This window comes from Streptomyces sp. NPDC001904 (assembly GCF_040297005.1).
GTDB lineage: Bacteria > Actinomycetota > Actinomycetes > Streptomycetales > Streptomycetaceae > Streptomyces.
Map to the genome: position 1 here is coordinate 17,464 of NZ_JBEOYI010000026.1, position 23,345 is coordinate 40,808.

The following is a 23,345-nucleotide window of genomic DNA, read 5'->3' on the forward strand; positions in this document are numbered from 1 at the left end:
CCTTCTTTCCTGCGGGGTTACTGGGCGGCGGCCACGGGGGCGGCGGGCTCGGACGCGGACTCGGCGGTGCCGCGTCCGGCGAGCCGCTCGCGCCAGTGGGCGAGGACGGCGGCGTCGGTCGGCCGGGTGGCCAGGGAGACGACGACGTAGACGACGAGGGACGCCGACAGGCCGTAGTAGACGGGCTCGTTGGCGAGGATCCCGAACTTCATCATCAGGCCGATGACGGAGAGACCGCCGACGACGACGGAGGCGAGGGCGCCGGTGCCGGTGCCGCGCTTCCAGATCAGCCCGCCGAGGATCGGCACGAGGAGGCCGGCGACGAGCAGGTTGTAGGCGACGGTCAGCGCCTCGACGACGTTGTTGAGGATGATCGAGGTGATGATCGCGACGACGCCGAGGACCAGGATGAAGATCCGGTTGCCCTTGACCTCGTCGTGCTCGGCGCCCTCGGCTCCGGACGCGGTGTCGGGCCTGATGCCGCGCAGCCGCTTCCAGATGTCGTTGTTGGCGACGGTGGCGCAGGCGATCAGGGCGCCGGACGACGTCGACATGACGGCGGCGAGCGCGGCGGCGAGGACCAGGCCGCGGATGCCGACGGGCAGCTCGTCCTTGACGATCTGGGCGAACGCCTCGTCGGCCTGGCCCAGGCCCTTCGGGTAGATGACCTTGGCCGCGGTGCCGATGACGGCGCCGCCGATCGCGTAGAGCAGGCAGTAGACACCGGAGACGGTGCCGCCCCAGCGGGCCACCTTGTCGTTGCGGGCGGTGAACACGCGCTGCCAGATGTCCTGGCCGATGAGCATGCCGAACGTGTAGATCAGCACGTACGTGAAGATCGTCTCGCCGCCGATGCCCAGCGGGTCGAAGTACGAGGTGGGCAGCGCGGCCTTCATCTCGCTGAAGCCGCCCGCCTTCACGACGGCCACCGGCAGCAGGATCAGCAGCACGCCGATCGTCTTGACGACGAACTGCACCATGTCGGTGATGGTGATGGACCACATGCCGCCGAGCGTCGAGTAGGCGACGACGATGGAGCCGCCGATCACGATCGCCAGCCAGCGCGGCACGTCGAAGAGCACGTCGAAGATCGTGGCGTACGCGATCGTGGAGGTGACCACCAGCATCAGCGTGTACGCCCACATCACGATGCCGGAGATCATCCCGGCGCTGCCGCCGTAGCGCAGGTCGAGCATCTCCGAGACGGTGTAGACCTTCAGGCGGGCGATGCGCGCCGAGAAGAACAGCGACAGGGCGAGGATGCCGAGGCCGATGGTGAAGACCATCCAGGCGCCCGACAGGCCGTACTGGTAGCCGAGGCCGACGCCGCCGATGGTGGAGGCGCCGCCGAGGACGACGGCGGCCATCGTGCCGGAGTACATGGCCGGACCCAGGCGCCGGCCGGCGACCAGGAAGTCACTCTTGGACTTGGCGCGGCGCATGCCCCACCAGCCCATGGCCAGCATGCCGGCCAGGTAGAGGACGATCACGATGTAGTCGACGGCCATGGGGCAGCCCTCCTTCACACACTTCGGTGGCGTGTCGTGCGGTGCGGGGAAACAGACCCGGATCTCGTCACGGGGACATCCGCCCGTACCCGTACTCACCGGTCGGCACGACCTTAGGTGGCTGGAAAGCGTCGCTGAAGTGTACGTTTCCTCTACTGATCGCGTACGAACCAGAGGAAACGCACACCATGTCCTCCCCGTCGGCACCCGACCGCCGTACGCCCGTCGTGCCGTCGCTGCCCGCCGTGCCCCCGCTGCCCACCGTGCAGCTGAGCGCCCTGCTGGCCCGTACCGAGCTGGGCCTGCGGCAGCTCGCGGGGCCGCCGGCCGACGCGGTTCCGGTGCACTCGGCCCACACCTCGGAGCTGTCGGACCCGTACCCGTATCTGCTGGGCGGCGAGCTGCTGCTGACGGCGGGCGTGCACGCGCCGGAGGCGACGGGGACCGACGCCTACTACGACGGCTACGTGGAGCGGATCGTCGCGGCGGGCGCCGCGGCCCTGGGGTTCGGCGTGGCGCCGGTGCACGACACGGTGCCGTCCGGTCTGGTCGCGGCGTGCGAGCGGCACCGGCTGGCGCTGGTGGAGGTGCCGGAGGAGACGACGTTCAGCGCGGTCGGCCGCACCCTGTGGGACCTGATGACGGCGGTGCGCCATCTCGAACTGCGCCGGGTCACCGAGGCGCAGCAGGGGCTCGCCACCGCGGCCGCCCGGCCCGATCCGGTCCCGGCCGTCCTGCGTCAACTCGCCCAGCGCACAGGCGGGTTCGCGGTGCTGGTCGGCCCGGAGGGCACCGAACCGCAGCGCGCCGGAACCCCGCCGTCCGAGGCGGCGGAGACGGCTCTGGCCGACCTGGTGCGGGTGGTGCTGCCCGGGACGACCCGGCTCTTCCCGACGCCCGCGTCCGCCTCGGACGAGGTGGACGGCGTGCAGCTGTCGGCGTACGCGCTCGGCGGTTCCGGCGGCCGGGCGCTCGGGCTCGCCACCGCGGCGCGGGCGCCCGGCGACCACACCGTCGCGGGGGTCGCGGTCGTCCTGCTCTCGCTGCTGCAGGGCGAGCACCGGTCGACGGGGGACGTCCGGCGCTCCGCGGCGCTGGTCCGGCTGCTGCTCGGCGAGGATCCGCGGGACGCCGCCGAGCTGCTCGGCGCGCCGGGCCGCTGGCGGGTGGTGCACGCGCAGGCGCAGGGCACCCGGCCGGTGCCGGCGCTCGGCACCCCGCTGGTCGACGCCGCCGACTCCCTGCTCCGCGCGCTCGTCCCGGCCGACCTGGACGTCACCGCGCACGACGGCTGGGCCCTGGGCGTCTCGGCGCCGGCCGGCCCCGGTCAGCTGCGCAGCGCGTCCGCTCAGGCGGCCCATGCCCTGGCCCGCGCCCGGGCCCTGCGCACTCCGCTGGTCCGGCACCGCGACGACATCCCGCCGCCCGCCCTGACCGCGCTGGCCGACCGTCCCGAACTGCGGCGGACCCTGCGCACCTGGCTCTCCCTGCACGGAAGCTGGGACCGCACGGCGAACGCCCTCGGGGTCCACCGGAACACGGTGCGGCAGCGCATCGCCAAGTGCGGGGTGCTGATCTCGGCGGACCTGGACGACCCGGACGTCCGCATGGAGCTGTGGTTCGCCCTACGGGATCTGCCGTGAGGCGGTCCCGTCCTCGGGCGCGGGTGCGTCGTGGCTGGCCGCGCAGTTCCCCGCGCCCCTGAGTTGTCTTTCGTCCGCGGGCCGGTGGCCGCTTCTCGCGCAGTTCCCCGCGCCCCTGAGATGCGCACTTCGTGCGCCATCTCATCAACAGAGGCGCGGCGGAGCCGCAGCCTCAGGGGAGGCGGCGCGCAGCGCCTGCCTCAGGGGCGCGGGGAACTGCGCGACCAGCCCCCACCGGGCCGCGGACGAACGGAACGGCGGCACGGCCCGGCCTCAATACAGCTCGGGGCGGCGGTCGCCGAAGACGTCGTTGTGGGCGCCCAGGGACTTGTCCCGGGCCGCTCCGAGATCACAGGAGGCGAGCAACAACGCCGACCCCGCCGTCGGCACCCGCCCGGCGACCGGGAAGCCGTCGGGATCGACGATCACCGAGCCACCCGTCCAGACGACCCCGCGCTCGTCCCCGGCCCGATCGGCCACGGCAACGTACATCCGGTTCCCGGCGGCAGCCGCCTGCGCCTTGGTGACCTCGGCGGGCCGCTCCCCCTCGGGCCGCGGGAACAGCGGCCAGTTCACGGGCGCGCACAACAGCTCGGTACCGGCGAGGGCCGCCCGCCGCACCCACTCGGGGAACTCCAGGTCGTAGCAGACCATGACACCGATCCGCCCGACCCCGTCGATGTCGACGGTCGGCGGCGCCTCGTCACCGGGGACGAAGAAGTCCTTCTCGGTGCCGAAGAGGTGGACCTTGCGGTAGACGGCGCGCAGCTCGCCGGCCGGGTCGACGACGACGGCCGAGTTGCGGACGCGGTCGTCGGCGTCCAGCTCGGCGAGCCCCGCGACCAGGGTGACGCCGTGCCGCCGGGCGGCCGCCGACCAGGCGGTGACGGTCGGCCCGTCCAGCGGCTCGGCGAGGGCACGCGCCTCGGCGACGGAGTCGAAGACGTAGCCGCTGTTGGCGAGTTCGGGCAGGACGACCACCCGGGCCCCGGCGCGGGCGGCGGCCTCGATCGCCTCCTCGGCGGCGGCCAGGTTCTCGGCGACGTCGCCGACCCCGAGGGCGAGCTGGGCGCAGGCCACGGTGGTCATCGGCCGGCCGTCCCGCTCCGTGGAGTCGTTCATCGCGGAGCCTTTCCTCTCGCCGTACGGGGCGCGCGGGCGCACGCCTGGTGACGGCTGGACCCTAACCCGCGCCCCCGCGCCCCGTCTCCGCCCATCCGTCCAAATGCCCCTCCCGCACCTGGACACGGCGTAGGAGGAGACCGCAGATCAGCAGTCCGCGTTCTCCTGCCGCTCGGGACCGGGGACGATCTCCGGCTCCCGGACGGCGGCCCGCGCCCGGGCCCGCGACCGGGAGACCGCGACGCCGGCCAGGCAGAGCACGCCGCCGAGCAGCGTCAGCCAGCCGGGCACCTCGTCCAGGAACAGCCAGCTGAGCAGGACCACGATGGCGGGCACGGCGTACGTCGTCGCGCCCATCTTCCCGGCGGGCGTGCGGGCCAGGGCGTAGGTCCAGGTGGTGAAGGCGAGCGCGGTGGGCACGACGCCGAGGTAGACCATGTTGAGCGTCGCGGACATCGGGGCCCTGGACGCCTCCGAGACCAGCTGTCCGGAGAAGGGCAGGCAGACCGCCGTACCGATGAGACAGGCGAACGCGGTGACCTGGAGCGGGGAGCCGTACGACAGGGCGGGCTTCTGGGAGACGACACCGACCGCGTACGCCACGGCGGCCAGCAGGCACAGCACGACGCCCCCGATCAGCTCCCCGGAGCTGCCCTCGACGTCCCCGGAGCCCGAGGACCCGGCCGACATCGACAGGCCGACCACGACGGCCCCCGCGAACGAGACGAGCATCCCGGCGAGCAGCCGCGGCGGCAGTCCCTCGCCGAGCAGCCGGGCGGCGAGCAGCGCCATCAGGATCGGCCCGACGTTCACCAGCAGCGCGGCGGTCCCGGCGTCGACGAGCCGCTCGCCCCAGTTCAGCGCCACCATGTAGCCGCCGAACCAGACGACGCCCGAGATCACGATCCCGCGCCAGGCGCCGCGCGGCGGCAGCCCTTCACGGCGGATCAGCACCAGCGCGACCAGCACCACCGACCCGGCGAGCAGCCGCCCCAGGGCCAGGGATCCCGGCGAGTAGGCGGCGCCCGCGCTGCGGATGGAGACGAAGGCGGAGGCCCAGGCGAGCACCGTGAAACAGACGGCGCCGACGGTGAGCGGTCCGGGGGCGGCGGGACGCGGGTCCGATGAGGTCATACGGGGGAGCGTACGGAGAAAACCGTGCGGGGAGCACCGGAATATCGAGGACCGGAGCGGCAGTGGCGCCGGTCCCACTCCGCGGAACCGATCAGCACCCCCTGGCATGCCCCGGCACAATGGGAGCCATGCCGATACCCGGGATTCCCACCGACAGTCCGACCCGCGCCGCCCTGATCGACCACCTCGTCCGCACCCGCATCGCGGGCGACGTGGCCACGCCCCGCGAGAACAACCTCTCCCACTACCGCAAGCTCGCGAACGGCGACCGGCACTTCTGGCTGGGCCTGGAACTCGGCGACCGCTGGACCGACGAGCAGGACGTGCTGTCGGTGATGGCCGAGCGCTGCGGTGTCGTCGACGACGCGGAGCACCGCTACGGCCAGGACACCATCGACCCGGAGCTGACGGTCGACGCCCTGGAGCGGATGGCGGCCCGGCTGCGCAAGGCGGCCGAGGACCGCCAGCGCGTGCTGTTCGCGACCGGGCACCCGGGCGGGCTGCTCGACGTGCACCGGGCGACGGCCGCCGCTCTGCGCGCGGCCGGCTGCGAGATCGTGGTGATCCCCGAGGGGCTGGCCACCGAGGAGGGCATGGTCTTCCAGTTCGCGGACGTGGCGATGCTGGAGCGCGGGGCGACGCTGTGGCACACGCACTCCCCCGACCCGATGACGCGCATCCTGGACGGCCTGGAGCGCGAGGGCCGCCCGCTGCCCGATCTGGTCGTCGCCGACCACGGCTGGGCGGGGTGCGCGGCCCAGCGCGGGCTCGACTCCGTCGGTTACGCGGACTGCAACGACCCCGCGCTGTTCGTCGGCGAGGCCGAGGGCACGATGCAGGTGACGGTCCCCTTGGACGACCACGTCACGAGCCCCCGTCACTACGACCCGATGACGGCCTATTTGCTGAACGCGGCGGGCCTTCTCGACTGACCGGCCCCTCGGCGCCCCTGGACGAGCGGAGCTCGTCTCAGGGGCGCGGGGAACCGCGCGACCAGCCACGACGGTGGCGCACCCGCGAACGCGGCGCTACCAGGGCTCCAGCCCCGCCTCACGGCGCTGGGCGAACCCGGGCGTCGGGTCCAGGTACACCCGGCGCACCGAAGGGAACCGCTCCTGCAACCGCCGGGCGGCATCCTCACAGGCCCACTCGATCTGGGCAGCGGTCGACGCGTCCCGGAAATCGACCTTGGCGGCGACCAGCGCCTCCCGGGGCCCCTGCACCAGCGTCGTCAGCTCCAGCACGCTCTCGACGTGCTCGCTGCCGACCAGCAGCGCACGGATCTCGTCGCGCATCGGCCGCGGCAACGGCCGCCCCACCAGCAACGCCGCATTGGACCGCCCCAGCACCCACGCGACCCACAGCAGCAGCGCCCCGATGCACAGCGAAGCGATCCCGTCCCACACCCCGGACCCGGTCAACTGCCCGCCCAGCAGGCCGCCGGCGGCCAGCAGCAGACCGGCGAGGGCGGCGCTGTCCTCCATGACGACGGCCTTCACGGCGGTGTCGGGCGTGTGCTTCAGATACGTACCGACGGGCGCCTTGTACCGGGCGGCCTCCCCCCGCGCCTGCTTGACGGCGGTGCGCAGCGAGAAGCCCTCCAGGACGAAGGCGACGGCCAGGACGATGTACGAGACCAGCGGGTCGCCCAGCTCCTCACCGGCGATCAGCGTGTGGATGCCGTCGTAGAGGGAGAAGACGGCGCCGCCGACGAACGTGGCGACGGCGGCGAGCAGCGCCCAGACGTACCGTTCGCCGCCGTGGCCCAGCGGGTGGTCCTCGTCGGCGGGCTTGGCGCCGCGCTTCAGGGCGGTGAGCAGCATCAGTTCGGTGACGGTGTCCGCGAACGAGTGCGCGGCCTCCGACAGCATCGCGCTGGATCCGCTGATGAGCCCGGCGACGACCTTGGCGAGCGCGATGCCGAGGTTCGCCGCCGCGGCGACGAGCACCGTGAAGACGCTCTCCCCGCCGTCCTGCTCCGCGTCGTCGTACCCGTCCGCCACCGCACTTCCGTCCCGTTCATCCACGTACGGGACCTTATGTCCGATCAGCGGGGAACGCGAACCACGCCTTCCTGGATCACGGTGATCGCGAGCCGGCCGTCCTGGGTGTAGATGCGGGCCTGGCCGAGGCCCCGGCCGCCGGACGCGGAGGGCGACTGCTGGTCGTAGAGGAGCCATTCGTCGGCACGGAAGGGCCGGTGGAACCACATGGCGTGGTCGAGGGAGGCCCCGACGACGTCGCCGACGGCCCAGCCGCCGCGGCCGTGCGCGAGCAGCACGGAGTCGAGGAGGGTCATGTCGGAGACGTAGGTGGCCAGGCAGACGTGCAGCAGCGGGTCGTCCGCCAGCTTGCCGTCGGTGCGGAACCAGACCTGCGAGCGCGGCTGCTGCGGCTCGCCGACGAAGGCGAACGGCGGCGCGTCCGCGTACCGCAGGTCGACGGCCTCGCGCGCTTCGAGCATCCGCCGGACGCGGTCGGCGCCGAGGACGTCGGCGTAGCGCGGCAGCATCTCGGCGGCGGTCGGCAGCGACGCGGGGTCGGGCGCGGGCGGCATGTCGGCCTGGTGCTCCAGGCCGTCCTCGTACGTCTGGAAGGACGCGGAGAGGTGGAAGATCGGCTGCCCGTGCTGGATCGCGACGACCCGGCGGGTGGTGAAGGAGCGGCCGTCCCTGATCCGGTCGACGGTGTAGACGATGGGCGCGCCCGGGTCGCCCGCGACGAGGAAGTACGCGTGCAGGGAGTGGGCGTGCCGGTCGGCCGGGACGGTGCGCCCGGCCGCGACCAGCGCCTGGGCCGCCACCTGTCCGCCGAAGACCCGGGGGACGACGGCGGACCGGGACTGGCCCCGGAAGATGTCCTCCTCGATCCGCTCCAGGTCGAGCAGATCGAGGAGGGACTGAAGTGCCTTGTTCATGCGCTCAGTTGTATGCGACGTCCGGATCCTGTGGGTTACAGGCCCATGTTCTTCGCGATGATCATCTTCATGACCTCGCTGGTGCCGCCGTAGATGCGGTTGACGCGGTTGTCCGCGTACAGGCGGGCGATCGGGTACTCGTTCATGAACCCGTAGCCGCCGTGCAGCTGGAGGCAGCGGTCGATGACGCGGTGCGCGACCTCGGTGTTGAACAGCTTGGCCGAAGCGGCCTCGGCGGCCGTCAGCTCACCGGCGTCGAGGGCCTCCAGGGCGCGGTCGGCGACGGCCTCGGCGGCGTCCACCTCGGCCTGGCAGGCGGCCAGCTCGAACTTGGTGTTCTGGAAGGACGCGACCGGCTTGCCGAAGACGGTGCGGTCCTGCACGTACTGCTTGGCGAACGCGACGGCGGCCTTGGCCTGCGCGTACGCGCCGTAGGCGATGCCCCAGCGCTCGGAGGGGAGGTTCTGGCCGAGGTAGTAGAAGCCCTTGTTCTCCTCGCCCAGCAGGTCCTCGACGGGCACCTTCACGTCGACGAACGCCAGCTCGGCGGTGTCGGAGGTGCGCAGGCCCAGCTTGTCCAGCTTGCGGCCGATCGAGTAGCCCTCGAGCTTGGTGTCGACGGCGAAGAGGGAGATGCCGAAGCGGCGGTCCTCGGCGGTCGGCGCGGCAGTGCGGGCGCAGACGATGACGCGGTCGGCGTGCACGCCGCCGGTGATGAAGGTCTTCGAGCCGTTGAGGACGTAGTGCGTGCCGTCCTCGGAGAGCTTCGCCGTGGTCTTCATGCCGGCGAGGTCGGAGCCGGTGCCCGGCTCGGTCATCGCGAGGGCCCACATCTCCTCGGCGGTGACGAACTTCTCCAGGTAGCGCTTCTTCTGCTCGTCGGTGCCGAGCATCTTGATGTAGGGAAGCGCGAGCAGGACGTGGACGCCCGAGCCGCCGAACGTGACGCCCGCGCGCGCGGTCTCCTCGTACTGGATGGCCTCGAACTTGTGCGTCTCCAGGCCCGCGCCGCCGAACTCCTCGGGGACGTTGATGCCGAAGAGACCCAGGTCGGCGAGCTTGGTGTACAGCTCGCGCGGGACGATGCCCTCCTGGAACCACGCGTCGTAGTGGGGGACGACCTCGGCCTCGACGAAGGCGCGCAGGGTCTCCCGGAACGCCTCGTGGTCCTCATCAAAAACGGTACGGCGCACGGAGAACTCTCCCTCTACGACGACTAAGCGCTTGCTCAGAACAACGTTACCGGCCGGTCACCGGAGCGTCCAGAGATACACATCACTCTGCGGCAGCCGCGAAGGCCCCGCGCGCCAGCTTGTGCAACATCCGCGCCGTGGCCTCCCGCCCGGGCAGCGGACCCGGCCGGGACAGGTGCGGCGTGGAGTTCAGCAGCCCGAAGACCGCGTGCACGGCCACCCGGGCCTGCGGCTCCACGAGATCGGGGCAGACCTTGCGGACGACCTCGACCCACAGCTCCACGTACTGGCGCTGCAGCGAGCGCACCAGCTTGCGGTCGGTGTCGCGCAGGCGGTCCAGCTCCCGGTCGTGCAGCGTGATCAGGTCCCGGTCGTCGAGGGCGAAGTCGATGTGGCCCTCGATGAGCGAGTCGAGCAGCGCCTCCGGGCCGTGCTCGGCCTCGGCGACCCGGCGCCGGCCACCGGTGAGCAACTGCCCGCTGATGCCGACGAGCAGCTCGGCGAGCATCGCGTCCTTGCCGGCGAAGTGGCGGTAGAGGCCGGGCCCGCTGATGCCCACCGCGGCGCCTATCTCGTCGACCCCGACGCCGTGGAACCCGCGCTCGGCGAAGAGCCGGGCCGCCTCTTTGAGGATCTGCTCGCGACGGGTGGGGGCATCGGTTCTGGTGGCTCTGGAGACCATGCGTCAATTCTAGACAGCGCGGTTAGCGACCGTTAACCTGAAGGCGAGAGGTTAACGGTCATTAACGTCGTGACGTGGTGAGGGGACCGCAGGATGCAGGAGGCACCTGAGCTGACGAGCGCGGCGGATCCCGCGTCGGAGGCCTGGCGGGCCAATGAGGCGGCCCACCGGGCGCTCGCGGCCGAGCTGCGCGAGAAGCTGACGGCCGCGCGGCTCGGCGGCGGTGAGCGCTCCCGGGCCCGGCACACCGCACGCGGCAAGCTGCTGCCGCGCGACCGCGTGGACACCCTGCTCGACCCGGGCTCCCCGTTCCTGGAGCTGGCCCCGCTCGCGGCCGACGGGATGTACGGGGACCAGGCGCCGGCCGCCGGAGTGATCGCCGGCATCGGCCGGGTGTCGGGCCGCGCCTGCGTGATCGTCGCCAATGACGCGACCGTCAAGGGCGGCACGTACTACCCGATGACGGTGAAGAAGCACCTGCGCGCCCAGGAGGTCGCGCTGGAGAACCGGCTGCCGTGCGTCTATCTGGTGGACTCCGGCGGCGCCTTCCTGCCGATGCAGGACGAGGTCTTTCCGGACCGCGAGCACTTCGGCCGGATCTTCTACAACCAGGCGCGGATGTCCGGGGCGGGCATCCCGCAGATCGCGGCGGTGCTCGGCTCGTGCACCGCGGGCGGCGCGTACGTCCCGGCGATGAGCGACGAAGCGGTGATCGTCCGCAATCAGGGCACGATCTTCCTCGGCGGCCCGCCGCTGGTGAAGGCCGCCACGGGCGAGGTCGTCACGGCCGAGGAGCTGGGCGGCGGCGAGGTCCACTCGCGCGTCTCGGGCGTCACCGACCACCTCGCCGAGGACGACGCGCACGCGCTGCGCATCGTCCGCACGATCGTCTCCACGCTGCCGGAGCGCGGCCCGCTGCCGTGGTCGGTGACGGCGGCGGTCGAGCCCAAGGTGGACCCGGCCGGGCTGTACGGCGCGGTCCCGGTCGACTCGCGCACGCCGTACGACGTCCGTGAGGTCATCGCCCGGGTCGTGGACGGCTCGCGGTTCGCCGAGTTCAAGTCGGAGTTCGGGCAGACGCTGGTCACCGGCTTCGCCCGGATCCACGGCCACCCGGTCGGCATCGTCGCCAACAACGGCATCCTGTTCGCCGAATCCGCCCAGAAGGGCGCCCACTTCATCGAGCTGTGCGACCAGCGCGGCATCCCGCTGGTGTTCCTGCAGAACATCTCGGGCTTCATGGTCGGCAAGGACTACGAGGCGGGCGGGATCGCCAAGCACGGCGCCAAGATGGTCACGGCGGTGGCCTGCGCGCGCGTCCCGAAGCTGACGGTGGTGATCGGCGGCTCGTACGGCGCGGGGAACTACTCGATGTGCGGCCGCGCGTACTCGCCCCGCTTCCTGTGGATGTGGCCCGGCGCGAAGATCAGCGTCATGGGCGGCGAGCAGGCCGCCTCGGTCCTCGCGACCGTCAAGCGCGACCAGTTGGAGGCGCGGGGCGAGGAGTGGCCCGCGGACGAGGAAGAGGCGTTCAAGGCCCCGGTCCGCGCCCAGTACGACACCCAGGGGAGCGCCTACTACGCCACGGCCCGGCTCTGGGACGACGGCGTGATCGACCCCATGGAGACCCGCCAGGTCCTCGGCCTGGCGCTGACCGCCTGCGCCCACGCGCCGCTTCCGGAGAAGTCCGGCGGCTTCGGCGTCTTCCGGATGTGAGAGGAGCTTAGGGAAGTGTTCGACACAGTCCTGGTCGCCAACCGCGGCGAGATCGCCGTCCGCGTCATCCGTACGCTGCGGCAGCTCGGCATCCGCTCGGTGGCGGTCCACAGCGACGCCGACGCGGACGCCCGGCACGTGCGCGAGGCCGACGAGTCGGTGCGCATCGGGCCGCCGCCCGCCGCCGAGAGCTATCTGTCGGTGGAGCGGATCGTCGAGGCCGCGCTGCGCACGGGGGCACAGGCCGTGCACCCGGGGTACGGCTTCCTCGCGGAGAACGCGACGTTCGCGCGGGCCTGCGAGGACGCGGGCCTGACCTTCATCGGTCCGTCCCCGGACGCGATCGCGCTGATGGGCGACAAGATCCGCGCCAAGGAGACGGTCGAGGCGGCCGGTGTCCCGGTGGTCCCGGGCGGCCGCGACCCCGATCTGGCGCGGGCCGCGGCGGAGTTGGGCGCACCCGTGCTGCTCAAGCCGTCCGCGGGCGGCGGCGGCAAGGGCATGCGGCTGGTGCGCGACCTGGCTCTCCTGGAGGAGGAGATCGCCGCCGCGCGCCGCGAGGCCCGGGCCTCCTTCGGCGACGACACGCTGCTCGTGGAGCGGTGGGTCGACCGCCCCCGGCACATCGAGATCCAGGTCCTGGCGGACGGGCACGGCCATGTCGTGCACCTCGGCGAGCGCGAGTGCTCGCTCCAGCGCCGCCACCAGAAGATCATCGAGGAGGCGCCCAGCGTGCTCCTCGACGAGGCGACCCGGGAGGCGATGGGCGCGGCGGCCGTGGAGGCGGCGCGCTCGTGCGGCTACCGGGGCGCGGGCACGGTGGAGTTCATCGTGCCGGGCGAGGATCCGTCCTCGTACTACTTCATGGAGATGAACACCCGCCTCCAGGTCGAGCACCCGGTCACCGAGCTGGTCACGGGCCTGGACCTGGTGGAGTGGCAGGTGCGGGTCGCGGCGGGCGAACACCTCCCCTTCGCCCAGGCCGACATCACCCTGACCGGTCACGCGGTGGAGGCCCGCCTGTGCGCGGAGGACCCCTCGCGCGGCTTCCTCCCCTCCGGCGGCACGGTCCTCGCCCTGCACGAGCCGGAGGGCGACGGCGTGCGCACCGACTCCGGGCTCAGCGAGGGCACCGAGGTCTCGTCGCTCTACGACCCGATGCTGGCGAAGGTCATCGCGTACGGCCCCGACCGGGACACGGCACTGCGCCGGCTGCGGGCCGCGCTGGCCCGGACGGTGACGCTCGGCGTGCCGACGAACGCCGGCTTCCTGCGCCGCCTGCTGGCCCATCCGGCGGTCGTGGCGGGCGAGTTGGACACCGGGCTCGTGGAGCGGGAGGCCGAGTCACTGGTCGCGGCGGACATCCCGCCGGAGGTGTACGCGGCGGCGGGCGTCCTGCGTCAGCAGGCACTCGCCCCGGCGGCGGACGGCTGGGTGGACCCGTTCGCCCGCCCCGACGGGTGGCGCCTGGGCGGCAGCCCCGCCTGGACCGTGCACCACGTCCGCGCCCCCGGCCACGACCCGGTCGAGCTCCGCGTCCGCGGCGCCGAGGTCCTGGTCGACGGCGTGCCCACCATCCCCGCCCGCCTGACCGCCTCCGCGGGCGACTGGCTGTCCCGCGACGGCGACGCCTGGCAGCTCCGCGACCACGACCCGGTGACGGCCGCCCTGTCCGGCGCATCCTCCACCGGCGCGGGCTCCCTCACCGCCCCCATGCCGGGCACGGTGACGGTGGTGAAGGTGGCGGTGGGCGACGAAGTCACCGCGGGCCAGAGCCTGCTGGTGGTGGAGGCCATGAAGATGGAACACGTCATCGCGGCCCCCCACGCGGGCACGGTCACGGAGCTGGACGTCTCCCCCGGCACGACGGTGGCGATGGACCAGGTACTGGCGGTCGTCGAACCCTCCAGCACGGCCGAGGGAATCGCGCCCGAAGGGGCGCGGGGAACTGCGCGAGCAACCACGACGGCGGAGAACTCACCACCCGACGGAAGCCCCTACGGCGAGACGGAGACAAGGTGACCGCCCTCCCGATGGTGGCCCCCGCCGAGGGCCTCCCCACCCGCGTGCGGATCCACGAGGTGGGCCCCCGCGACGGCCTGCAGAACGAGAAGTCCACGGTCCCCACGGAGATCAAGGCGGAGTTCATCCACCGCCTGGCCCGCGCGGGCCTGACCACGATCGAGGCCACCAGCTTCGTCCACCCCAAGTGGGTGCCCCAACTGGCGGACGCGGAGACCCTGTTCCCCGGCCTCCAGGACCTCGGCCCCGCCGTGCACCTCCCGGTCCTGGTCCCGAACGAAAGGGGCCTGGACCGAGCCCTGGCCCTCGGCGCGAGCCGCATCGCCGTGTTCGCCAGCGCCACCGAATCCTTCGCCAAGGCCAACCTCAACCGCACGGTCGCCGAGTCCCTGGCGATGTTCGAGCCGGTGGTGGCCCGCGCCAAGGAGGCGCGGTCGCACGTGCGCGGCTATCTCTCCATGTGCTTCGGCGACCCGTGGGAGGGCCCGGTCCCGGTCCACCAGGTCGTCTCCGTCGCCAAGTCCCTGCGGGAGCTGGGCTGCGACGAGCTGAGCCTCGGCGACACGATCGGCGTGGCCACCCCCGGCCACGTCCAGACCCTGCTCGCGGAGCTGAACGAGGAGGGCGTGCCCACCGACGTGCTCGGCGTGCACTTCCACGACACCTACGGGCAGGCGCTCGCCAACACCCTGGCGGCGCTCCAGCACGGGGTCACCACGGTCGACGCGTCCGCCGGAGGCCTCGGCGGCTGCCCGTACGCGAAGAGCGCCACCGGCAATCTCGCCACCGAGGACCTCGTCTGGATGCTGCGCGGGCTCGGCATCGAGACCGGCGTCGATCTCGGCCTGCTCACCGACACCAGCAGGTGGATGGCCGGACACCTGGGCCGGCCCAGCCCCTCCCGCACCGTGCGGGCCCTCTCCGCGACCCCACAGGAGCAGTGAGAACGATGGATCACCACCTCTCCCCCGAGCACGAGGAACTGCGGCGCACCGTCGAGGAGTTCGCGCACGAGGTCGTGGCGCCGAAGATCGGCGACTACTACGAGCGGCACGAGTTCCCGTACGAGATCGTGCGCGAGATGGGGCGGATGGGCCTGTTCGGGCTGCCGTTCCCGGAGGAGTACGGCGGCATGGGCGGCGACTACCTGGCGCTCGGCATCGCGCTGGAGGAGCTGGCCCGCGTCGACTCCTCGGTCGCCATCACCCTCGAAGCCGGTGTCTCGCTCGGCGCGATGCCGCTCCATCTCTTCGGCACCGAGGAGCAGAAGCGGCAGTGGCTGCCGAAGCTCTGCGCGGGCGAGATCCTGGGCGCGTTCGGTCTGACCGAGCCGGAGGCCGGTTCGGACGCGGGCGGCACCCGCACCACGGCCGTCCGCGACCCGGAGACCGGCGACTGGGTGATCAACGGCACGAAGTGCTTCATCACCAACTCCGGCACCGACATCACGGGCCTGGTCACGGTGGCGGCGGTGACCGGCCGCACGGCGGACGGCAAGCCGCAGATCTCCTCGGTCATCGTGCCGTCCGGGACGCCCGGCTTCACGGTCGCGGCCCCGTACTCGAAGGTGGGGTGGAACGCGTCGGACACCCGTGAGCTCCACTTCGACGACGTCCGCGTACCGGCGGAGAACCTGCTGGGCGCGGAGGGCCGCGGCTTCGCCCAGTTCCTGCGCATCCTCGACGAGGGCCGGATCGCGATCTCGGCGCTCGCCACCGGTCTCGCCCAGGGCTGCGTCGACGAGTCGGTGAAGTACGCCAAGGAGCGCCACGCCTTCGGGCGGAGCATCGGCGGCTACCAGGCGATCCAGTTCAAGATCGCCGACATGGAGATGAAGGCGCACACCGCGCGGCTCGCCTGGCGGGACGCGGCGTCGCGGCTGGTGTCCGGGGAGCCGTTCAAGAAGGAGGCGGCACTCGCGAAGCTCTACTCGTCGACGATCGCGGTGGACAACGCGCGGGAGGCGACCCAGATCCACGGCGGCTACGGCTTCATGAACGAGTACCCGGTGGCCCGCATGTGGCGGGACTCCAAGATCCTGGAGATCGGCGAGGGCACGAGCGAGGTGCAGCGCATGCTGATCGCGAGGGAACTGGGACTGACCTCTTAGCAGTTCAAGCCCCTCCGGCGATTGAGGAGCGGGGTCCGGGGCAGAGCCCCGTGTCCTCGGACGCAACGGGCCCCGCCCTCTGGACATGCCAGGAACTTAGGTTAACCTACCCTCAGTTCTGCGACCCCGCCCGGCCAGAGTTCCGGCACGTCCGAAAGCAGCCCGTGATGCCCAACGCCCGACTGCCCCGCCCCACCCGCCGCGGCATACTCGCCGCCGGCGGCGCCCTCGGCCTCGGTGCCGCGCTGGCCGCCTGCGGCAGCGACAGCGGTTCCAAAGACAGCGGTTCGGACGCGACGAAGGCCGCGGACAAGGCCGGTCCGTTCTCCTTCAAGGACGACCGCGGCACGACCGTGAAGCTGGACAAGACCCCGGCGAACATCGTCGCCTTCACCGGCGTCGGCGCGGCCCTCTACGACTACGGCATCCAGGTCAAGGGCGTCTTCGGCCCGACCACCGTCAAGGGCGGCAAGCCGGACGTGCAGGCCGGCGACATGCCCGTCGACAAGGTCACGGTCATCGGCAACACCTGGGGCCAGTTCAACATCGAGAAGTACGCTGGCCTGGCGCCCGACGTCCTGATCACCACGATGTTCGACTCCGCGGGCACGCTCTGGTACGTCCCCGAGGAGTCCAAGGACAAGATCGCCAAGCTCGCCCCGAGCGTCGGCATCTCCGTCTTCGACCGTCAGCTGACCCAGCCGCTGGAGCGGATGTACGCGCTGGCCGAGTCGCTGGGCGCCGACCTGAAGGACGCCAAGGTCGTCGCGGCGAAGAAGCGCTTCGAGGACGCCGCGGCCCGGCTGCGCAAGGCCGCCAAGGCCCACCCCGACATCAAGGTCCTGGCCGGTTCGGCGAGCGCGGACATCTTCTACGTGTCCGGCACGAACCTCTCCATCGACCTGGAGTACTTCAAGGCCCTCGGCGTGAACTTCGTCGAGCCCTCGGAGAAGGCGAAGAAGGCATCCGGCGGCTGGTTCGAGAACCTGAGCTGGGAGAACGTCGACAAGTACCCGGCCGACATCATCATGATGGACGACCGCGCCCAGGCCCTCCAGCCCGACGCCATCGACGAGGGCACCTGGAAGAAGCTGCCCGCGGTGAAGGCCGGGCAGGTCATCGCCCGCTCCGCCGAGCCGATCCTGTCCTACGACAAGTGCGCCCCGCTCCTGGAGAACCTCGCCAAGGCGATCGAGACCGCGAAGAAGGTGTCCTGACCCCATGACCGCGACGGCCGAAGCCCCCGCTGTAGCCCCTTTCCGATTCTTCGATCTGCAAGTGGTCCGCACGCGGCGGCTCGGCCCGTCGCTGCTCCGGGTGACCTTCACCGGTCCCGACCTGGAGCACTTCCACGGCGGCGGCCGGGACCAGTCCCTCTCCCTCTTCCTGCCGCAGCCGGGCCAGGACGCCCCCGTCCTGCCGCCCATCGTGCCCGGCGACGACGGCCACGGCTGGCACGCCGCGTACCGGGCGCTGCCGGACGACGTCCGCGCGGTCATGCGCTCGTACACCCTGAGCGGCCAGCGCCGGCACCCCGCGCAGGAGGTCGACATCGACTTCGTGCTGCACAACGACGACCCGGCGACCACCGGCCCCGCCTGCCGCTGGGCCGAGGCCGCCACCGCCGGCGACAAGGTCGTGGTGCTCGGCCCCGCGATCGCCGACAACGCCGCCGTGCGCTGCCAGCCCCCGGCCGACTTCGACCACATCCTGATGTGGGGCGACGAGACGGCCCTGCCCGCCGCGCTCGGCATCCTGGCCTGGCTGCCCGCGTCCGTCTCCGCCCACGTGTGGCTGGAGGTCCCGCACCGCGCCGACATCCAGCCGATCCTCACCGCGGCCAATCTCACCGTGCACTGGCTGGTCCGCGACGAGCAGGCCCCGACCGCGCTCGACGCCATCCGCGCCGCCCAACTCCCCGAGACCACAAGGCCGTACGCCTGGCTGTCCGGCGAGTCCGGGTCGATGAAGGAGCTGCGCCGCCATCTGGTGCGCGAGCGCGGCTACGACAAGCGCGCGGTGAAGTTCGTCGGGTACTGGCGGCGCGGTCTCAGCGAGGACGCGCTGCGGGCCGAGGCCGCCGCGTAGACACAATTCCCGCCAAACAACTGCACATTTCGCCATAAACAGGGGCGGGGTCGCGCGTAGAACTTAGGTTAGGCTAACCTAAGTCAAGCGTCGCGGCCCCGCCCCTGCTCATGGCCGCGGCACTCCTGCCCCACCCGGGAACCACCTCATCCCCACCCGGAGGATCCGTTCATGCGCTCGCACCTGCTCAATGACACGACCGCGGAGTTGTACCGCAGCTCCGTGACCGAGGGAATCGAGCGGGTGGCGGCCAAACTCGCCACCGCTGCACGGCCGTTCACCGGCGTCACACCCGACGCCCTCTCCCCCACCGTCGACGCCGTGAACCTCGACGAGCCGCTGCACGACACCATCGCCGCGCTCGACGAGCTGGAGGACGTCTACCTCCGCGACGCCGTCTACTTCCACCACCCGCGCTATCTCGCCCACCTCAACTGCCCGGTCGTCATCCCGGCCGTGCTCGGCGAGGCCGTCCTGTCGGCGGTCAACTCCTCGCTCGACACCTGGGACCAGTCGGCCGGCGGCACGCTCATCGAGCGCAAACTGATCGACTGGACCGCCGCCCGGATCGGCCTCGGCCCGGCCGCCGACGGCGTCTTCACCTCGGGCGGCTCGCAGTCCAACCTCCAGGCGCTGCTGCTCGCCCGCGAGGAGAGCAAGACCGACGACCTCGGCAGACTGCGGATCTTCGCGTCCGAGGCCGGACACTTCAGCGTCCAGAAGTCCGCCAAACTCCTCGGCCTGCCCCCGGAGTCCGTCGTGACCGTCCCGGTCGACAAGGACAAGCGGATGCGCGCCCTGGCCCTCGCGGCCGAACTGGAGCGCTGCAAGGCCGAGGACCTCGTCCCCATGGCCGTCGTCGCCACCGCGGGCACCACCGACTTCGGCTCCATCGACCCGCTGCCGGAGATCGCCGAGCTCTGTGCCCAGTACGACACCTGGATGCACGTGGACGCGGCCTACGGCTGCGGCCTGCTCGCCTCGCGCACCCGCCGGGACCGCCTCGACGGCATCGAGCGCGCCGACTCCGTCACCGTCGACTACCACAAGTCCTTCTTCCAGCCGGTGAGTTCGAGCGCCGTGCTGGTCCGCGACAGCGCCACCCTGCGGCACGCCACCTACCACGCGGAGTACCTCAACCCGCGGCGCACCGTCGCCGAGCGCATCCCCAACCAGGTGGACAAGTCGCTGCAGACCACCCGCCGCTTCGACGCCCTCAAGCTGTGGCTCACCCTGCGCGTGATGGGCGCCGACGGCATCGGCGGCCTCTTCGACGAGGTCTGCGAACTGGCCCACCGGGCCTGGGAGGTGCTCGCCGCCGACCCGCGCTTCGACGTGGTCGTCGAGCCGAGCCTGTCCACCCTCGTCTACCGCTACATCCCCGCGACCGTCGCCGACCCGGCCGAGATCGACCGGGCCAACCTCTATGCCCGCAAAGCACTGTTCGCCTCCGGCGACGCGGTCGTGGCGGGCACCAAGACCGGCGGCCGCCAGTACCTGAAGTTCACCCTGCTCAACCCCGAGACGACCCTTGACGACATCAAGGCCGTCCTCGACCTCATCGCCGGCCACGCCGAGCAGTACCTGGGAGACACCCTTGACCGCGCCTCTTGAGACCTACGACTTCATCGGGATCGGGCTCGGCCCCTTCAACCTCGGTCTCGCCTGTCTCACCGAACCCATAGCCGAGCTGAACGGCGTCTTCCTGGAGTCCAAGCCGGACTTCGAGTGGCACTCGGGCATGTTCCTCGACGGGGCCCACCTCCAGACCCCGTTCATGTCGGACCTGGTGACCCTCGCCGACCCGACCTCCCCCTACTCCTTCCTCAACTACCTGAAGGAATCTGGGCGGTTGTACTCGTTCTACATCCGCGAGAACTTCTATCCGCTGCGCGTGGAGTACAACGCGTACTGCCGCTGGGCCGCGGCCAAGCTCTCCTCGATCCGGTTCAGCACCACGGTGACCGAGGTGCGCTTCGAGGACGACACCGAGACGTACGTCGTCACCACCGACACCGGCGAGACCCACCGCGCCCGCCGCCTGGTGCTCGGCACCGGCACCCCGCCGCACATCCCGGAGGCCTGCGCGGAGCTGGGCGGCGACGGAGTCCTGCACAACTCCCGCTACATGCAGCACAAGCAGGCCCTCCAGCAGAAGAAGTCGATCACGCTGGTCGGCAGCGGCCAGTCCGCCGCCGAGATCTACTACGACCTGCTGAGCGAGATCGACGTCCACGGCTACCGCCTGAACTGGGTCACCCGCTCCCCCCGCTTCTTCCCGCTCGAATACACCAAGCTGACGCTGGAGATGACGTCCCCGGACTACATCGACTACTTCCACGCGCTGCCGGAGGCCACCCGGTACTCGCTGGAGGAGCGGCAGAAGGGTCTGTTCAAGGGCATCGACGGCGAGCTGATCGACGCCATCTTCGACCTGCTCTACCAGAAGGGCCTCGACGGCCCGGTCCCGACGAGGCTGCTCACCAACTCGGCGCTGCGCACGGCCTCGTACGACGACAACGGCACGTACACCCTCGGCCTGCACCAGGAGGAGCAGGACAAGGCGTACGAGATCGAGACCGAGGGCCTGATCCTCGCCACCGGCTACAAGTACGCGACGCCCGCGTTCCTGGAGCCCGTCAAGGACCGCATCCGGCTCGACGGGCGGGGCCGCTTCGACGTCGCCCGCAACTACACGATCGACACCACCGGGAGCGGCATCTTCCTGCAGAACGCGGGCGTGCACACCCACTCGATCACCAGCCCCGACCTGGGCATGGGCGCCTACCGCAACAGCTACATCATCGGCGAGCTGCTCGGCACCGAGTACTACCCCGTCGAGAAGACCATCGCCTTCCAGGAGTTCGCAGTATGAGCACCACCACCCGCACGCTCGGCAAACTGACCCTGCGCCCCGTCGACCCGCTGGCCGACGCGGAGCTGCTGCACCGCTGGGTCACCGATCCGAAGGCCGCGTTCTGGCTGATGCAGGACGCGAAACTGCAGGACGTCGAGCGCGAGTACATGTCCATCGCGGCGGCCGAGCACCACGACGCGTTCCTCGGCCTGCACGACGGGGAGCCCGCGTTCCTGATGGAGCGCTACGACCCGCGTCACGTCGAACTCGTCGGCCTGTACGAGCCCGAGCCCGGCGACATCGGCATGCACTTCCTGACCGCGCCGTCGGAGATACGCATACCGGGCTTCACCCGGGCCGTGATCACGGCGGTGATGGAACACCTCTTCGCCGACCCGGCGGTCGAGCGCGTCGTCGTCGAGCCCGACGTGCGCAACACGGCGGTCCACGCGCTCAACGAGGCCGTCGGCTTCGTCCCCGAGCGGGAGATCGACAAGCCGGAGAAGAAGGCGCTGCTGAGTTTCTGCACGCGCGAACAGTTCGAGAAGGCCACCGGAAGGAGCGCGCGAGCATGAGCATCGCGGACGCAGTCTCCCATCTGACCCCCGAGCACTGGGCGGAGGCCAACCGTCTCCTGATCCGCAAGGCGCTCGCCGAGTTCGCCCACGAGCGGCTGCTCACCCCGGAGCCCGCCGAGGACGGGGCCGACCGGTACGCCGTCCGCAGCGACGACGGCCAGACCAGCTACCGGTTCGCGGCCCGGCGGCTGCGCCTCGACCACTGGCAGGTGTCGGCCGACTCCGTCACGCGCCACCGTGACGGCGCGGAACTCCCGCTGAACGCGCTGGAGTTCTTCATCGAGATGAAGGACTCGCTCGGCCTGAGCGAATCGATCCTGCCGGTCTATCTGGAGGAGATCTCCTCCACCCTGTCCGGCACCTGCTACAAGCTGGCGAAGCCGGCCGCGACGGCCGCCGAGCTCGCGGCCACCGACGACTTCCAGGCCATCGAGACGGGCATGACCGAGGGCCACCCGTGCTTCGTCGCCAACAACGGCCGGCTCGGCTTCGGCATCCACGAGTACCTGTCGTACGCGCCCGAGACCGCGAGCCCGGTCCGGCTGATCTGGCTGGCGGCGACCCGCGAGCGCGCCGCGTTCACGGCGGGCGCCGGCCTGGAGTACGAGTCCTTCCTGCGTGCCGAACTCGGCCAGGAGACCCTCGACCGCTTCGGCACGACCCTGCGCGACCAGGGCCTGGACCCGGCGGACTTCCTGCTGATCCCGGTGCACCCGTGGCAGTGGTGGAACAAGCTGTCGGTCACCTTCGCGGCGGAGGTCGCCCAGCGGCACCTCGTCTGCCTCGGCGAGGGCGACGACGAGTACCTGGCCCAGCAGTCGATCCGTACGTTCTTCAACACCACCGACCCCGCCAAGCACTATGTGAAGACGGCCCTGTCGGTCATCAACATGGGCTTCATGCGCGGCCTGTCGGCGGCGTACATGGAGGCGACGCCCGCGATCAACGACTGGCTCGCCGCGCTCATCGAGAACGACGAGGTGCTCAAGGGCACCGGCCTGACGATCATCCGCGAGCGGGCGGCGGTCGGCTACCGGCACCTGGAGTACGAGGCGGCCACCGACCGCTACTCCCCGTACCGCAAGATGCTCGCGGCCCTGTGGCGCGAGTCCCCGGTCCCGTCCCTGGCCCCCGGCGAGCGGCTGGCCACCATGGCCTCGCTGCTGCACGTGGACCGCGAGGGCCGCTCGCTCGCGGGCGCCCTGATCGAGCGCTCGGGCCTGACGCCGACGGAGTGGCTGAAGCCGTACCTCACGGCGTACCTGACCCCGCTGCTGCACAGCTTCTACGCCTACGACCTGGTGTTCATGCCGCACGGCGAGAACGTCATCCTGGTCCTGGACGAGCGGGGCGTGGTCCAGCGGGCCGTCTACAAGGACATCGCCGAGGAGATCGCGGTCATGGACCCGGACGCGGTGCTGCCGCCGAAGGTCGACCGCATCCGCGCCGACGTGCCCGACGACATGAAACTCCTGTCGATCTTCACGGACGTCTTCGACTGCTTCTTCCGCTTCCTGGCGGCGAACCTGGTCGCGGACGGCGTCGTCGACGAGGACACGTTCTGGGCGGCGGTCGCGGACTGCGTCCGTGACTACCAGGCGTCGGCGCCCCAACTCGCCGACAAGTTCGCCCGGTTCGACATGTTCGCCCCGAGCTTCGCGCTGTCCTGCCTGAACCGGCTCCAGCTGCGCAACAACGAGCAGATGGTGGACCTGGCCGACCCCTCGGGCGCCCTGCAGCTGGTCGGCGCCCTCGACAACCCGATCGCCTGATCG

At 71.4% G+C, this 23,345-nt stretch carries 19 protein-coding genes; 12 read left to right on the forward strand and 7 right to left on the reverse strand.

Annotated elements, in window-relative coordinates; all coding sequences use genetic code 11:
* Positions 1-17 precede the first annotated feature (17 nt).
* Positions 18-1,508 (reverse strand): sodium:solute symporter family protein, encoded by a 1,491-nt coding sequence (locus ABT127_RS31400; RefSeq protein ID WP_351457400.1) that lies wholly within the window; start codon positions 1,506-1,508, stop codon positions 18-20.
* A 188-nt stretch (positions 1,509-1,696) separates the two neighbouring features.
* Here ABT127_RS31400 and ABT127_RS31405 point away from each other — a divergent pair, with 188 nt between their 5' ends.
* Positions 1,697-3,151, forward strand: coding sequence for a PucR family transcriptional regulator ligand-binding domain-containing protein (locus ABT127_RS31405; protein WP_351457403.1), 1,455 nt, complete (start codon positions 1,697-1,699; stop codon positions 3,149-3,151).
* A 273-nt stretch (positions 3,152-3,424) separates the two neighbouring features.
* Here ABT127_RS31405 and ABT127_RS31410 read toward each other — a convergent pair whose 3' ends face one another.
* Together ABT127_RS31410 and ABT127_RS31415 are read right to left on the reverse strand one after the other, a co-directional pair.
* Positions 3,425-4,273: a nitrilase-related carbon-nitrogen hydrolase gene (locus ABT127_RS31410; protein ID WP_351457406.1), complete on the reverse strand. Its 849-nt coding sequence runs from the start codon at positions 4,271-4,273 to the stop codon at positions 3,425-3,427.
* Between the two features lie 147 nt (positions 4,274-4,420).
* The gene (locus tag ABT127_RS31415) at positions 4,421-5,407 is read right to left on the reverse strand and encodes a DMT family transporter (RefSeq protein ID WP_351457409.1); all 987 of its coding nucleotides are present in this window, start codon (positions 5,405-5,407) and stop codon (positions 4,421-4,423) included.
* 128 nt (positions 5,408-5,535) lie between these two features.
* On the opposite strand from ABT127_RS31415, the gene ABT127_RS31420 reads away from it, so the two are divergent.
* Entirely contained in the window at positions 5,536-6,339 is an 804-nt protein-coding gene (locus tag ABT127_RS31420) for a phosphatase (protein ID WP_351457412.1), read from the forward strand.
* A 96-nt stretch (positions 6,340-6,435) separates the two neighbouring features.
* On the opposite strand, the gene ABT127_RS31425 is transcribed toward ABT127_RS31420, so the two are convergent.
* From ABT127_RS31425 to ABT127_RS31440, 4 genes are all read right to left on the reverse strand, one after another.
* The gene (locus tag ABT127_RS31425; RefSeq protein WP_502971813.1) at positions 6,436-7,434 is read right to left on the reverse strand and encodes a cation diffusion facilitator family transporter; all 999 of its coding nucleotides are present in this window, start codon (positions 7,432-7,434) and stop codon (positions 6,436-6,438) included.
* Between the two features lie 20 nt (positions 7,435-7,454).
* Positions 7,455-8,324, reverse strand: a complete 870-nt coding sequence (locus ABT127_RS31430) for an acyl-CoA thioesterase (RefSeq protein ID WP_111664738.1) — start codon at positions 8,322-8,324, stop codon at positions 7,455-7,457.
* Positions 8,325-8,359: 35 nt separating this feature from the next.
* A complete protein-coding gene (locus ABT127_RS31435; protein WP_351457414.1) occupies positions 8,360-9,517 on the reverse strand; it encodes an acyl-CoA dehydrogenase family protein in 1,158 nt (385 codons plus the stop codon).
* A gap of 82 nt (positions 9,518-9,599) precedes the next feature.
* Entirely contained in the window at positions 9,600-10,199 is a 600-nt protein-coding gene (locus tag ABT127_RS31440; RefSeq protein ID WP_351457417.1) for an SACE_7040 family transcriptional regulator, read from the reverse strand.
* A gap of 93 nt (positions 10,200-10,292) precedes the next feature.
* On the opposite strand from ABT127_RS31440, the gene ABT127_RS31445 reads away from it, so the two are divergent.
* From ABT127_RS31445 to ABT127_RS31490, 10 genes are all read left to right on the forward strand, one after another.
* Positions 10,293-11,915: a carboxyl transferase domain-containing protein gene (locus ABT127_RS31445; protein ID WP_351457420.1), complete on the forward strand. Its 1,623-nt coding sequence runs from the start codon at positions 10,293-10,295 to the stop codon at positions 11,913-11,915.
* A gap of 15 nt (positions 11,916-11,930) precedes the next feature.
* On the forward strand, positions 11,931-13,937 hold the full coding sequence (locus ABT127_RS31450; protein ID WP_351457423.1) for an ATP-binding protein: 2,007 nt from the start codon (positions 11,931-11,933) through the stop codon (positions 13,935-13,937).
* 11 nt (positions 13,938-13,948) lie between these two features.
* Positions 13,949-14,881: a hydroxymethylglutaryl-CoA lyase gene (locus ABT127_RS31455; RefSeq protein ID WP_351457615.1), complete on the forward strand. Its 933-nt coding sequence runs from the start codon at positions 13,949-13,951 to the stop codon at positions 14,879-14,881.
* 5 nt (positions 14,882-14,886) lie between these two features.
* Positions 14,887-16,047, forward strand: coding sequence for an acyl-CoA dehydrogenase family protein (locus ABT127_RS31460; protein ID WP_351457425.1), 1,161 nt, complete (start codon positions 14,887-14,889; stop codon positions 16,045-16,047).
* A gap of 167 nt (positions 16,048-16,214) precedes the next feature.
* On the forward strand, positions 16,215-17,264 hold the full coding sequence (locus ABT127_RS31465; RefSeq protein WP_351457428.1) for an ABC transporter substrate-binding protein: 1,050 nt from the start codon (positions 16,215-16,217) through the stop codon (positions 17,262-17,264).
* 4 nt (positions 17,265-17,268) lie between these two features.
* Positions 17,269-18,135 carry a siderophore-interacting protein gene (locus ABT127_RS31470; RefSeq protein WP_351457431.1) on the forward strand — a complete coding sequence of 289 codons (867 nt, stop codon included), beginning with the start codon at positions 17,269-17,271 and terminating at the stop codon, positions 18,133-18,135.
* A gap of 171 nt (positions 18,136-18,306) precedes the next feature.
* Positions 18,307-19,749 (forward strand): lysine decarboxylase DesA, encoded by a 1,443-nt coding sequence (gene desA, locus ABT127_RS31475; RefSeq protein ID WP_351457434.1) that lies wholly within the window; start codon positions 18,307-18,309, stop codon positions 19,747-19,749.
* Entirely contained in the window at positions 19,733-21,010 is a 1,278-nt protein-coding gene (locus ABT127_RS31480; RefSeq protein WP_351457437.1) for a lysine N(6)-hydroxylase/L-ornithine N(5)-oxygenase family protein, read from the forward strand. The genes desA and ABT127_RS31480 overlap by 17 nt, the downstream gene beginning before the upstream one ends.
* On the forward strand, positions 21,007-21,567 hold the full coding sequence (locus ABT127_RS31485; RefSeq protein ID WP_351457440.1) for a GNAT family N-acetyltransferase: 561 nt from the start codon (positions 21,007-21,009) through the stop codon (positions 21,565-21,567). Before ABT127_RS31480 ends, ABT127_RS31485 begins: the two co-directional genes overlap by 4 nt.
* Positions 21,564-23,342, forward strand: coding sequence for an IucA/IucC family protein (locus tag ABT127_RS31490; protein ID WP_351457442.1), 1,779 nt, complete (start codon positions 21,564-21,566; stop codon positions 23,340-23,342). Before ABT127_RS31485 ends, ABT127_RS31490 begins: the two co-directional genes overlap by 4 nt.
* The last annotated feature ends 3 nt before the right edge of the window (positions 23,343-23,345 follow it).